Raw genomic sequence first — 12744 nt, 5'->3', positions numbered from 1 at the left:
GGTGCCGGTGCCGTGGCGGTGGCGGTGGCGGTGGTGGACGTGCCGGGATGCTTCGGTGCGTGCCGAAGCGTTCGCCGTCTAGCGTCGGCTCCATGAACACCTCGTCGGACACCGGGTGCCAGACGGCATGGCCTGTACCCGCGGGCAACGATGGCGCGCGGGGAGGCGCTCGGTGACACCGGGGGAGGCGCTCGCCGTTTTCGCCGCGGGCGTGGCCGCCGGCGGCGTCAATTCCGTCGTCGGCTCCGGGACGCTGATCACCTTTCCCGTACTGCTGGCCACCGGCCTGTCGCCCGTCACGGCCACGGTCTCCAACGCCCTGGGCATGATCCCCGGCTCGGTCAGCGGAGCGTTCGGCTACCGGAAGGAACTCGCCGGACAGGGCCGGCGCATCCTGAAACTGAGCGTCGGCGCCCTGCTGGGCGGCCTCACCGGCGCCATGCTCCTGCTGGCCCTGCCCGCGGCGGCGTTCGAGAAGATCGTGCCGGCCGTGGTGGGTCTCGCCCTCGTCCTGGTCGCCGTCCAGCCCTTGATCGGCAAGGTCCTGCACCGGCGCCGCGCGCGAACCCCTGACTCCGCCCGCCGCGACGGTGGCCCGCTGCTGTACACCGGCCTGACGCTCGCCAGCGTCTACGGCGGCTACTTCGCCGCCGCGCAGGGAATCGTCTACGTGTCCCTGATGGGCATGCTCCTGGACGAGTCGCTGCAACGCCTCACCGCCGTCAAGAACGTCCTTGTAGCCGTCGTCAACGGGGTGGCGGCGGTCTTCTTCCTCTTCGTCGCGGACTTCGACTGGACCGCCGTCGCACTGATCGCGTCCGGTTCCGCGCTCGGCGGCCACTTCGGAGCCACCGTGGGCCGCCGCTTCAGCCCCGCGGTCCTACGGACCCTCATCGTGACGATCGGCGCCGTCGCCCTCGTCCAGCTGCTCCGCGACTGAGCTCTGCCATTCGCCAGGTTCGCCCAGCTCCATCTCCTCCCGCAGCCGCTGGGGAGACGTGCCGTGCCAGCGGCGTACGGCTCGGCGCAGGGTCCGCGCGTCGGAGAACCCCGCCTGATGGGCGATGTCACGCAAGGTCGGTTCGGGGCGGCGCAGCAGCAGTTCGACGCGTTCCCGGCGTACCCCGTCGACGACCGCCTCGTACGTGGTGCCGCAGTCGGCCAGGCGCCGCCGGAGCGTCCGCTCACTGGTCGCGTGCCGACGTGCCTGCTCGGCGAACGAGGGAACCACCGGGAGGCTCTGCGCGATGGAGACCTCCATGACCTCCAGCAGTTCCTGCTGATGGCGGCGGGAGGCCAGCTGAGCGTCGAGCGTCTCCAGCGCCGAGGCGTACGTCACCGGATCCCGGCCCGGCATCGGCGCCCGGGCCCGGACGGGGTCGATGACCAGGCGGCTGACCGGCGCGTTGAAGCGGACCGGACAGTTGAAGAGATCCGCGTACAGGTCGCTCCGGCGCGGCGCGGGGAAGACGAACTCCACGCCACGCGGAGTGAAGGCCGGGCCGGTGGCGAAGCGGGCCAGAGTGATCACGGAGGTCAGCGCCTCCTCGATCAGGAAGACGGCGACGGCCGGGTCCATGGCGGGGTCGGGGAGCGCGGCCCGCAGCACGAAACCGTCGTCCTCCTCGCCGGCCGACCACACCATCATCGCCCCGGACAGGTTCTGGTACCGCACTCCGGTCTCGATGGCGTGCCGCAGGGTGTCGTCGGCCATCAGGGCGAAGCCGAGCAGCCCCCAGGCCGTCAGGTGCTGGGCCGCCCCCACCTTCATCCCCAGGTGCTCGTCACCGGTGAGCTCCAACGCGCGGCGGATCACCGCGCTGCCCTGGCGGTACGAGACACGCAGCGCCGCCGATCGCATGAGGGTCTCGTCCAGCCCCACCTGCTTCAGCAGCGGCCGCAGGTCCACGCCGCTCTCGTCGGCGACCGAGGCGAGGTAGCGCAGGATGTTCGGCTGGATGGTGGCCGAGGTGCTGCGGCTGGTTCCCGGAACACTCGCCGGACCGTCGGCGACGAACATCGCGCTCACCTTCTTCCTGAGCGCACCACTGTAAGCAACCGGGCCTCACCGGCAACCGCGTTTGGCCCCTGAAGCCCCCGATCCGGCCCTTGGCGCGCCTTCGGTTCACGGCTCGGCTTCCTGGGCCGTTTCCTCCTGGGGCGGTTCATCACCCGGGTCGTCGGCCGGGCCGGTGGATGCCGGCGGGGGTGTGACGACATCGGTGACCGCGGCGGCCAGCTGCTGCTGGAGCTGCTCGGGCAGCGCCTCTCCCTGGACGGCACCCACCAGGTCCTGGGCCAGGTGGTGCAGCTTGGTGTTGGTGTTCTGGGAGACGGCGACCAGAACGCTCCACGCGTCCTCCGGGCTCAGCGCGAAGGAGGCCATCAGGACCCCGCGGGCCAGGTCGATGACCGGCCGGGTCTGCATGGCACGCTTGAGCTGGACGACTTCGATGCGCAGGTCCTGCTCGGCATTCTCGGGCAACGCGTCCTCCTCCGTGGGGTTGTGCGTCGCACGGGGACGCGTGTCCTGGCACATAGGGGTCATGTCCATGGCGGCATTCCCTGTGAGCGTGAACAGCGAGGACGTGTCGGTGAGGCCGAGGACCCTCTCGACCGGGGGACCGGCAGCCCGGATGGCGACCGTCTTGCCACTCTCCAGGGCGCGCCGGCGGATGTGCAGCAGCACGTTGAGCCCGGAACAGTCGAAGAAGTCGACTCCGCTCAGATCGAGATCCACGCCGCTGACGGACTGGGCGACGGCCTTGCGCAAGGCGTGCTGCAGTGCCTGGTCGGTGTCGATGTCGATTTCACCGGTGATCACTACGGCCGTCCGCTCACCGAAAGCGTGCGTCTCGATCTTCAAGAACGTCGGCGGGTGACCCCGCGCCGAGTCGACCGACGTTGCGCAGACGGTTCCGTACCCGCTCTCGAGCTGCGCGGTTGATGCAGGTTCTGGCATGGCAGTCGCTCCCGAGGCATCCACCGTCCCTACCTCCTCCAGGCTCAGCTCTCGGCCTTCACACGTCAAGGGATACATGAAATTTGTTTCACCCTTTTGTATGCGTGAATGGTAAGTCATATGCTGGGGCGCATGGGTGGAGTACCTGAGACACATTCCGGCTGGACGTTCCTGACCAACCACGCCCGCGTGCTGGCGGCGATCGCCGAAAACCAGAACACCCGCATCCGGGACATCGCCGCGCGCTGCCGGCTCACCGAGCGCGCTGTTCAGAAGATCATTTCTGATCTGGAGCAGCAGGGCTATCTCACTCACACCCGGCAGGGGCGCTCGAACGAGTACCGCATCGAGTCGGGGACCATCCTGCGGCATCCGGCCGACGCCGGGTTGACCGTGGCGGACCTGCTCGGCGTGCTGGCCCAGCACGACGCCGAACGTGATGTCCAACGTGATACCCAGCGTGATGGCCGGCGGGACAACAGACCGCAGCGGCTGCGGGAAGCGGCATCCGCCTACGATCGAGGGCGCACCGTCGACCAGTGACCCCGGCAGCGGATCCGCCGGCCGGTGCGCGGACCCCGGGCGAGGCCGGGAATCGCCGCACGGGCCGGCCCGCGACCGTGACGCTTCGTCGTACGGCTTCGGGGAACCCGGCGCCCATGGACAAGCATGCGGGCGAGCGGAACTCGTACTGGATCGAGACGGCGCCACCGGGGAACCTGCATCCGCCCCTGGCCGCCACGCTCACGGTGGACGTCGCCGTGGTCGGCGCGGGAATCGCGGGGCTCAGTACCGCCTGGGAGCTGGTCCGCGGCGGCCGCAGCGTGGCCGTACTGGAAGCCGACCGGATCGCCACGGGGGTCACCGGGCACACCACCGCCAAACTGAGTGCCCTGCACACCCTCATCTACGAACGGCTGCGGCGCACCCGGGGGACCGAGGCCGCGAAGCTGTACGGGCGTTCCCAGACCGAAGCGATCCGGCACGCCGCCGCGATCGCGGACGAACTGGGCGTGGACTGCGACTGGGAGGAGACGGAGGCCTTCACCTACGCGCAGGACCCCGGGCGCATCGGCGAACTGATGGCCGAGGCGGACGCCGCCCGCGAAGCCGGTCTGTCCGCGGAGTACGTGACCGAGACGGGTCTGCCGTTCCCTGTCGCGGGCGCGGTCCGGGTGACGGAGCAGGCCCAGTTCCATCCGCGGAAGTACCTGCTGGCCCTCGCCGACGACCTGCTCCGCAGGGGCGCACGGATCTACGAGCACACCCGGGTCGTCGGGCTCAGGGAGGGCGAGCCCTGCCGTCTCACCACCGGTGCGGGGGCGACGGTGACCGCCACGGACGTCGTGGTCGCCACGCACTATCCGGTTTTCGACCGTGCCCTCCTCTTCACCAGGCTCTCCCCGCGCCGCGAACTCGTCCTGACCGCGCCCGTCGAGGCCGGCCTCGCTCCGTCCGGCATGTTCATCACGCCCGAGCAGGGCACCCGGTCGCTGCGCACCGCCCCGTACGAGGACGGAAAGCGGCTGCTGATCGTCACCGGCGAGCACTTCACCCCGGGCACGAGCGACGTGGAGGAGCGGTTCGGGCGGCTCGCCGGCTGGGCCGGCGAGCACTTCGGGGAGCTCACCGTCACCCATCGCTGGGCCACGCAGGACAACGACTCCACCGACTCCGTACCGCTGGTGGGCCCGCTCCACGCGGGGAGCCGGCACACCTACGTCGCGACCGGCTTCGGCGGCTGGGGGCTGAGCGGAGGCATCATGGCGGGCCGCCTTCTCTCGGATCTGATCACCGGTCAGAAACCGCCGTGGAGCGAGTTGTACGACCCCCGACGGGTGCGCACGGCCGTGCGTGAGGCGCCGGCCTTCCTCAAACATCAGGCTCAGGTCGCCCGGCACTTCGTCGGGGACCGGCTTTCGGCGTCGACGGGGGGCTCGGTGGACGACATCGCCCCGGGGGACGGTGCGGTGGTCCGCGTCGGCGGACACCGTTGCGCCGTCTACCGCGACGAGGACGGGGAGGTCCACGCAGTCTCCGCCCGCTGCACGCACCTGGGCTGTCTGGTCGCCTTCAACCGGGCGGAACGAGCCTGGGAGTGCCCCTGCCACGGCTCTCGCTTCGACCCCGACGGGAAGATCGTCCAGGGCCCCGCGACCCGACCGCTCGAACAGCGTCACCCGGCCGGCCAGGCCCGGACCCGGTGATCGATTGGTGGGGCCGGGCGCGCAGGACTAACGTCGATGGAGTGAACTTCCACGTTCACTTCCGACCTGACACACGGGTGCACATCCCATGACAGGCGCTCACGCGACACCTCCGCCGCCTGCCGAATCCCCGGAGCGGGGCCGAGGCAGCGGTATCGCACTTCTCGTCATCGCCTCGTGCCAGCTGATGGTGGTCCTCGACATCACCATCGTGAACATCGCCCTTCCGCACATCCAGACCTCGCTCGGCTTCTCGACCGAGAACCTGTCCTGGGTGATCAACGCCTACACGCTGACCTTCGGTGGTCTGCTCCTGCTCGGCGGACGCCTGGGCGACATCCTCGGCCGCCGCAGGGTCTTCATGTTCGGTGTCCTGCTCTTCGTGCTGGCCTCGCTGCTCGGCGGACTCTCGCAGGAGTCCTGGCAGTTGCTCGCGGCGCGTTCGCTGCAGGGCGTCGGCGGCGCCATCGCCTCCCCGACCGCTCTCTCGCTGATCACCACGACGTTTCGCGAAGGGCCGGAACGGAACAGGGCGTTCGGAGTGTTCGCCGCGGTCTCGGCCGGCGGCGGCGCGATCGGGCTGCTCGCGGGCGGGCTGCTCGTGGAGTGGCTCGACTGGCGCTGGGTCCTCTACGTCAACGTGCCCATCGGTCTGCTGATCGTGCTGGCGACGCCTCGCTACATCCGGGAGTCCGAGCGCCGACCGGGCAATTTCGACGTCCTCGGCGCACTCACGTCCACGGTGGGCATGGTGTTGCTCGTCTACGGATTCATCCGAGCCTCGGAGGAGGGCTGGAGCGACGGCATGACCCTCGGGGCCTTCGCGGCCGCTGTCGTGCTGCTCGCCGCGTTCATCACCGTCGAGCGCCGGTCGCGGCAGCCCATCACGCCGCTCTGGATGTTCCGCGACCGTAATCGCGCCGGCGTCTACGCGGTCATGCTGAGCCTGGCCGCGGCGATGTTCGGGATGTTCTTCTTCCTGACCCTGTTCGTGCAGAACATCCTGGACTTCAGCCCGCTGCGGGCCGGTCTCGCCTTCCTGCCGGTGAGCGGGATCATCGCGCTGGGCGCGGGATTCGCTTCCCAACTGCTGCCCAGATGGGGGCCCAAGCCCTTCATGGCGGCGGGCTCGATCCTGGCCGCCGCGGGACTGGGCTGGCTGACCCTCACCGATGTCGACAGTACGTATCCCGGCAGCATTCTCGGCCCCATGCTGGTCTTCGGCTTCGGCATGGGTCTGAACTTCGTGTCGCTGACGCTGATGGCGGTGTCCGGTGTGGCGCCGCAGGATGCCGGAGCGGCCTCCGGGGTCCTCAACGCCACCCAGCAGGTGGGCGGTTCGCTCGGCCTGTCCGTGCTGGTCACCGTCTTCGGTACGGCCAGCCGCAACGAGGCCACCGATCAGGTGCCCCGCTTCCTGGCGGAGGCGACCCCGGTCCAGCAGGCGGAGTTCCGCAGGACCGACCAACTCCCGGCGCCCTGGAGCGACCAGGTGCTGGCATCGGGCATCTCGGTGGCTTTCATCGTCGCTGCCCTCATCGCCATCCTGGCCGCGCTGATCGCCCTGCTCGTCATCCAGGTGCGCCCCGCCGACCTGGAACGCCTGCAGGGCGGCGGGGCCCTGCCACTCGTACCGGCCGGGGACGACGCCCCGGAGCATCGCGCCGACAGGACGGGGGTGGACGTGACGGAGCCGCCGTCCGACCCGCCGGAGCAGGAGCCGGACCCGCGTAAGGAGCCTCCCCACGGTTGACCGCCGACGACCGGCTCGGGTGCCGAAGTCGGCTCAGGGCAGCGGCTGTTCGGCCCAGATGATCTTGCCGGCCGGGGTGTAGCGGGTGCCCCACCGTTCGGCGATCTGCGCGACGAGGAACAGGCCGCGTCCGCCCTCGTCGGTGGTGGCCGCGTAGCGCAGATGGGGTGAGGTGCTGCTGCTGTCGGAGACCTCGCAGATCAGACTGCGGTCGCGCAGCACGCGGACCTCTATGGGGCCACTGCCGTAACGGATCGCGTTGGTGACCAGCTCGCTGAGTATCAGCTCGGTGGCGAACGCCATGTCGCCCAGCCCCCACTCCGCCAGTTGCCGGGTGACCGAGGCGCGCACCTCACCGACGGCCGCCGGTTCGGACGGTACCTGCCAGTGGGCGATGCGGTCGGCGTCGAGTGCACGGGTGCCGGCGACGATCAGGGCGATGTCGTCGCTCGGCCGGGCCGGGAGCAGCGCGTTGAGCACGGCCTGGCAGGTGTCCTCCGGCGACCGGCCGGCCCCGGTCAGGGCGGTGCGCAGCATGTCGAGTCCGACGTCGATGTCCCGTTCCCGGTCCTCGACGAGCCCGTCCGTGTACAGCACAAGACGGCTGTCCTCCTCCAGTTTGAGTTCGGCCGTCTCGAAGGGGAGTCCCCCCAGGCCGAGCGGCGGACCGGCCGGCACGTCGGGGAACTCGACACTGCCGTCAGGACGGACCAGGGCCGGTGGTGGGTGCCCGGCACGGGCGACGGTGCACTGCCGGGAGGTCGGGTCGTAGATGGCGTACAGGCAGGTGGCGCCGGTGATCGCGGCGCTGCTGTCGTCCGCCGCCTCGTCCTGGTCGATGCGGCCGACCAACTCGTCGAGGAGCCCGAGGAGTTCGTCGGGCGGCAGGTCCAGCGCGGAGAAGTTGTGGACCGCGGTACGCAGTCGTCCCATCGTGGCCGCGGCGTGCAGCCCGTGGCCGACGACGTCGCCCACGACGAGCGCGACCCGGGCACCGGACAGCGGCAGGACGTCGAACCAGTCGCCGCCCACCCCCGCCTGCGCGGGCAGGTAGCGGTAGGCGATGTCCAGGGCGCTCTGCTCGGGCAGGTTGCGCGGCAGCAGGCTCCGCTGCAGCGTCACGGCCATGGTGTGCTCGCGTGTGTAGCGGCGCGCGTTGTCGATGGAGACCGCGGCACGGGCGACCAGTTCCTCGGCGAGCGCCAGCTCCTCCTCGTCGAAGGGCTCGGGCTTCTCGGAGCGCCAGAAGTTGACCACGCCGAGCACCAGGTGTCCCACCCGCAGCGGAACGGTGATCAGTGAGTGGATGCCGTACTCCACGACCTGCGCGGTGCGCTCGAGGTCCTGTGCGAGCCACCCGGGGGCTTCTCCGAGGTCGGGCTCGACCAGCGCCCGGCCGGTTCTGAGGCTGCGGGCCTGTGGTGAGGAGGCGACGAATCCGATCCGCTCGCCCACCGGGTACAGGGGGGAGTCCTTGCGGATTCCGCCGAACGCCGTGCGGCGCAGCTGGAGCTCGGTGACCGCCTCCGGTTCCTCGCCGCTCAGCACGGCGTCGGCCAGATCCACGGTGACGAAGTCCGCGAACCGCGGGACGGCCACCTCCGCCAGTTCCTCGGCGGTACGGGTCACGTCCAGGCTGGTGCCGATGCCCACCCCGGCGTCGTACAGCAGTTTGAGGTGCTCGCGGGCCACCTCGGCCCGGCCGGACAGCGCGCGCAGCTCGGTCGAGTCGCGGAGCGTCGCGACGCTGCCGGGCGGGCCGCCCTGGAGGTCCGTGGGCCGCTGGTTGATCGCCAGCAGCCGGTCCCCGACCAGGCGCACCTCGTCGGTGGCGACGCGTGCCGAGGACAGCAGGGCGGCGGTGTCCGGGTCGAGGCCCAGTTCCAGGACCGGGCGCCCCTCGGAGTCGACGGGCAGATCGAGCAGTCGGTGCGCCTCGTCGTTGGCGAGCAGCAACCGTCCCTCGCCGCTGATGATGATCACGCCCTCCCGGACGGCGTGCAGCACCGCGTCGTGGTGCTCGTACATCCGGGTCATCTCGTACGGGCCCAGGCCGCGCGTCTGGCGCAGCAGCCGCCTGCTCACCAGCGCCGTGCCCGCCGTGGCCAGGGCGAGCGCGGCGGCCGCCGCGGTCAGCAGGATCGGGAGCTGCCGGTCCGCGAGACCCCCCACGTTCGCGGTCGTGATACCGGCCGACACCAGCCCCACGACGGAGCCGTCGGGTGCCTTGATGGGCACCACCGCCTGCACCAGCGGTCCGATGGTTCCGGTGATCTCCTCGGTGAGGGGGCGGCCGGCCAGCGCGGGTCCGAGGTTCCCGACGAACTTCTTTCCGATCCGGTCCGGCTTGGGGTGGGTGTAGCGGATCCCGTCGGTGTTCATCACGACGAGGAAGTCCACCTCGGACAGCCGGCGGGCGGCTTCGGCCCGCGGCTGGAGCACCGCGGTGGGATCGGAGGCACGCAGCGCCTCACGGGTGCCCGGCGCGTTGGCGAACGTCTCGGCGACCGCGAGCGAACGGTTCCGGGCCTCCTCCGTGCTGTCGTGTTTTACCTGCAGCACCAGCGCCACCGCCGCGGAGACGACCAGCAGCAGCACGATCACCACTTGCAGCACGAACACCTGACCGGCGACGCTGCGCCCGCTCAGGGCCGACCGCAGCCGGGGGGACGGCCCCTGCTCGGGCCCGCTCTCGTGCGGCCCTCGCCGACCGAGCGGTCTGTGCGGTGTCTGCCGCACGTGCTGTTCGTGCGCCCGGGGAGCGCGATCACGCCTGCGCCGGGCGCGCAGACCGTTGAGGCGGCGGGTCGACTGAGCCCATGATCGACCCAATAGTCGGACCATGTGCCATGTCTACACTGCTCGGCGCCAAGAGGCGAGAGGCACCCTGTGCTGTGACTGGTGGCGATGCGGGCCAAGGTGGTCCAGACCAGTGGCGGAGATCGCCCGGCCGCCGCGTTCCGGGACTGCGCGTCGCGGAGCCGGAAAGCCCTGTCCGAAATGAAGGTTGGCCAGTGGGAGAGGCGCGGTTAGCGTGCTGTGCGACCAGTCACTGGGGGAAACAGGGGGAACAGCATGGCAGCCGGATCCATCGTTGATCTGCAGGGGCTCGGCGGGGACTTCACCCGTGATCCCTATCCCGTCTACGCCGAGCTCCGTGCGGCCGGGCCCGTTCACCGGGTGCGTGACCTCGACGGCGAGGAGGTGTGGCTCGTCGTCGGTTACGACGCGTGCCGGGCCGCCTTCACCGATCCGCGACTCAGCCGGGACTGGCGGAGGTCCGGGAACATGAGCCAGATCGTCAACACCGAGCAGGACCAGCCCGCCCTGGCCCACATGCTGATGTCGGACCCGCCGGACCACACCCGGCTGCGACGGCTGGTCGCCCGGGAGTTCACCCCGCGCCGCATCGACGCCCTGGCCCCTCGCATCCAGCAGGTCACCGACGAGCTGCTCGACGCGATGCTGGCCCGGGACGAGCGGCGGGCCGATCTGATCGCCTCCTTCGCCTTCCCGCTGCCCATGACCGTCATCTGTGAACTGCTCGGCGTTCCCGAGCTGGACCGGGACGCCTTCCGCGGCTGGTCCAACGAGATGGTCGCCCGCACCAGTCCGGAGGCCGAGGCACGCGCCTACCAGGAGATGCCGGCGTATCTCGCCGAGCTGGTCGCGGACAAGCGGGCACATCCGGGTGAGGATCTTCTGAGTGCCCTCATCCACACGGCCGACGAGGGTGGTGACCGCCTCGCGCCGGACGAACTCATCGGCATGTCCGTCCTGTTGCTCATCGCCGGTCACGAGACCACTCTCAACCTGATCGGCAACGGCATGCGGGCGCTGTTCGCGCATCCGAGCCAACTGGCTGACCTGCGCGCCGACTTCGGCCTGCTCGACGGGGCGATCGAGGAGATGCTCCGCTACGACGGCCCGGTGGAGGCCTGCACGGACCGCCTCGCCCTGGCGGACGTGGAGATGGGCGGGGTGACCATACCCGCGGGCTCCACCGTCCTGATCGTCATGGCGGACGCAGACCGTGATCCCGAGCGCTTCGGGGAGCCGGACCGGTTCGACATCCGCCGGGACGCCCGCGGCCATATGGCGTTCGGTCACGGCCTGCACCACTGCCTGGGCGCCCCGCTGGCGCGGCTGGAGGGCCGGATCGCGATCCGCACCCTGCTGGAACGCTGTCCGAGCCTGGCGCCGGACGCGGACGAGGCCGAGCTGTCGTGGGTGGCGGGGCTGCTGATCAGAGGTGTACGGAAGCTCCCGGTGCGCTGGTGATCCCCGCGGCCGGCCGGGCCGTGGCGGCGCCTCGGACAGCCAGGACCGTGCCGCGGGCCATGCTGATCGGCATGGCCCGCATCCGGGGCCGCCTCACCAGCCGGTCAGCAGCAGGTGGTTGAGGAGCAGGGCGAGGACCGCCTGCGCGGCGAGCCAGGCCCGGGGCCGGGTGACGAACGCGCCCGCAGCGAGCAGCCACATCGCGAACGGCAGCCAGATGCGTTCCGTCTCCGCCTTGCTCATCCCGGAGAGGTCGGCGACCAGGAGCGCGAGCAGCGCGCCGAGCACGAGCAGCGCCAGGCGGGTTTCGGCGGCGGCGCCGGGTGTGCGCAGGCAGGTGCGGACACGCGCGCGGACGGGAGCCGCGCCGGCCCGCCGCAGGCCCGCCACCGTCGCCGGGCCCACCACCAGCACCGTGCACGCGAGGTTCGCCCACACCCAGTAGCCGTACGGGCGGAAGCCGCCGGCCCCTTGGTAGTAGCGCTCTACCAGCAGGTGGTACGCCTCCCACCAGTTGAAGCCGGCCAGGGTGAAGGCGGCCGGGACGACGGCCAGGCCGAGGAGAACGTAGGGGAGGGGCCGCACTCTTCGGGAGCCGAGCAGCAGGACGGCGCAGGCGATCACCGCGAAGAGGGTGAGTCCGTAGGAGAGGTAGAGGGTGAGGCCGAAGAGGAGGCCGGAGGCCAGGCCCGTCAGCCGGGGTCGGTGGCCTGTCACCGCGAGGGCGAGGAAGGCGACGGCCCAGGCCGCGACCGCCGCGAAGTAGCCGTCCGCGGAGGTGCCCGCCCACACGGCGGCCGGGGCCAGGACGAGGAAGGGCGCGGCACGTCGGGCGAGGGCCTCCCCGGCCAGCGCCCGTACGGTGACGAGGATCGCGGCCCCCGCCGTCGCGCCGACGGTGATGACGAAGACGCCCGCCCACGCACCGCCGCCGAGGCCGATCCGGTCGAGCAGGACGAAGGTGAGGGTGGCGCCCGGCGGGTGCCCGGCGATGTGCGCGGGCCAGTGGTCGGGCGAGTCGATCAGGATGTGGTTCGTGAAGTCCCGCAGGGTGCCGGGGATGTCGTCGAAGCGGTCGATGACCTGGAGGTACTCGTAGCTGGTCGTCAGCCGCCGGGCGATCCCGCGGTGCCAGCCGTCGACGAGGGCGAGTGAGAACGTCCACGCCGTGCCCGTGCCCCAGACGGCGTACAGCAGCCCGCGCCAGGGCAGCCGGGCGGCGAGCACCGGGCCGTACGCCACGACGGCGACCGCGACCGCGAGTGCGGCGGGGGTGCCGGGCCCGACATGGGGCCCCCAGTTGGCGTACAGGGGAGGCAGGCCGACATGGAGGGTGTCCTTTTCCCGCTTGATGGCGGCGCCGACCAGGGCGGCGGCCACCACGAGCAGTGCCGCGGCCAGGGCCGCCGACAGGTCACGCAGAAGATCGCGGTTCACACGGGAACGCTAGAGCGGGATGGGCGCCCCGGGGCTCCGCCGGGCGCCGACGTCAGCGTTTCGTCATGGTTCGAGTCCCCGTTCGCGGGGTGTTCCCTGCCTAC

At 71.0% G+C, this 12744-nt stretch carries 9 protein-coding genes; 5 read left to right on the top strand and 4 right to left on the bottom strand.

All coding sequences use genetic code 11. From position 1 onward, the window contains the following. Window positions 1–172: 172 nt before the first annotated feature. A complete protein-coding gene (locus AB0I18_RS20465; RefSeq protein WP_363106943.1) occupies window positions 173–940 on the top strand; it encodes a sulfite exporter TauE/SafE family protein in 768 nt (255 codons plus the stop codon). Here AB0I18_RS20465 and AB0I18_RS20460 read toward each other — a convergent pair. Then, window positions 881–2020 (bottom strand): AraC family transcriptional regulator ligand-binding domain-containing protein, encoded by a 1140-nt coding sequence (locus AB0I18_RS20460; protein ID WP_363106964.1) that lies wholly within the window; start codon window positions 2018–2020, stop codon window positions 881–883. The two genes, AB0I18_RS20465 and AB0I18_RS20460, sit on opposite strands and share 60 nt — an antisense overlap. A 105-nt stretch (window positions 2021–2125) precedes the next feature. Further along, entirely contained in the window at window positions 2126–2866 is a 741-nt protein-coding gene (locus AB0I18_RS20455) for an anti-sigma factor antagonist (protein ID WP_363106942.1), read from the bottom strand. A gap of 228 nt (window positions 2867–3094) precedes the next feature. On the opposite strand from AB0I18_RS20455, the gene AB0I18_RS20450 reads away from it, so the two are divergent. From AB0I18_RS20450 to AB0I18_RS20440, 3 genes are all read left to right on the top strand, one after another. After that, window positions 3095–3505, top strand: a complete 411-nt coding sequence (locus AB0I18_RS20450; RefSeq protein ID WP_363106963.1) for a helix-turn-helix domain-containing protein — start codon at window positions 3095–3097, stop codon at window positions 3503–3505. Between the two features lie 116 nt (window positions 3506–3621). Continuing rightward, the gene (locus tag AB0I18_RS20445; RefSeq protein ID WP_363106941.1) at window positions 3622–5169 is read left to right on the top strand and encodes an FAD-dependent oxidoreductase; all 1548 of its coding nucleotides are present in this window, start codon (window positions 3622–3624) and stop codon (window positions 5167–5169) included. 88 nt (window positions 5170–5257) lie between these two features. Continuing rightward, window positions 5258–6922: an MFS transporter gene (locus AB0I18_RS20440; protein ID WP_363106940.1), complete on the top strand. Its 1665-nt coding sequence runs from the start codon at window positions 5258–5260 to the stop codon at window positions 6920–6922. A 33-nt stretch (window positions 6923–6955) separates the two neighbouring features. On the opposite strand, the gene AB0I18_RS20435 is transcribed toward AB0I18_RS20440, so the two are convergent. After that, a complete protein-coding gene (locus AB0I18_RS20435) occupies window positions 6956–9766 on the bottom strand; it encodes a SpoIIE family protein phosphatase (protein ID WP_363106939.1) in 2811 nt (936 codons plus the stop codon). Window positions 9767–9997: 231 nt separating this feature from the next. On the opposite strand from AB0I18_RS20435, the gene AB0I18_RS20430 reads away from it, so the two are divergent. Then, complete coding sequence (locus tag AB0I18_RS20430; protein ID WP_363106938.1) at window positions 9998–11203, top strand: cytochrome P450; 1206 nt, start codon at window positions 9998–10000, stop codon at window positions 11201–11203. A 93-nt stretch (window positions 11204–11296) separates the two neighbouring features. On the opposite strand, the gene AB0I18_RS20425 is transcribed toward AB0I18_RS20430, so the two are convergent. Further along, window positions 11297–12640, bottom strand: a complete 1344-nt coding sequence (locus AB0I18_RS20425) for a hypothetical protein (protein WP_363106937.1) — start codon at window positions 12638–12640, stop codon at window positions 11297–11299. Window positions 12641–12744: the final 104 nt, after the last annotated feature.

The organism is Streptomyces sp. NPDC050704, from assembly GCF_040654355.1.
GTDB lineage: Bacteria > Actinomycetota > Actinomycetes > Streptomycetales > Streptomycetaceae > Streptomyces.
This window is presented reverse-complemented; position numbering and strand designations above follow the sequence as displayed.

Coding starts and splice junctions, on each gene's coding strand:
- AB0I18_RS20435 (WP_363106939.1), bottom strand. CDS start 9,766: ATGGTCCGACTATTGGGTCGATCATGGGCTCAGTCGACCCGCCGCCTC.
- AB0I18_RS20445 (WP_363106941.1), top strand. CDS start 3,622: ATGGACAAGCATGCGGGCGAGCGGAACTCGTACTGGATCGAGACGGCG.
- AB0I18_RS20460 (WP_363106964.1), bottom strand. CDS start 2,020: ATGTTCGTCGCCGACGGTCCGGCGAGTGTTCCGGGAACCAGCCGCAGC.
- AB0I18_RS20450 (WP_363106963.1), top strand. CDS start 3,095: ATGGGTGGAGTACCTGAGACACATTCCGGCTGGACGTTCCTGACCAAC.
- AB0I18_RS20440 (WP_363106940.1), top strand. CDS start 5,258: ATGACAGGCGCTCACGCGACACCTCCGCCGCCTGCCGAATCCCCGGAG.
- AB0I18_RS20430 (WP_363106938.1), top strand. CDS start 9,998: ATGGCAGCCGGATCCATCGTTGATCTGCAGGGGCTCGGCGGGGACTTC.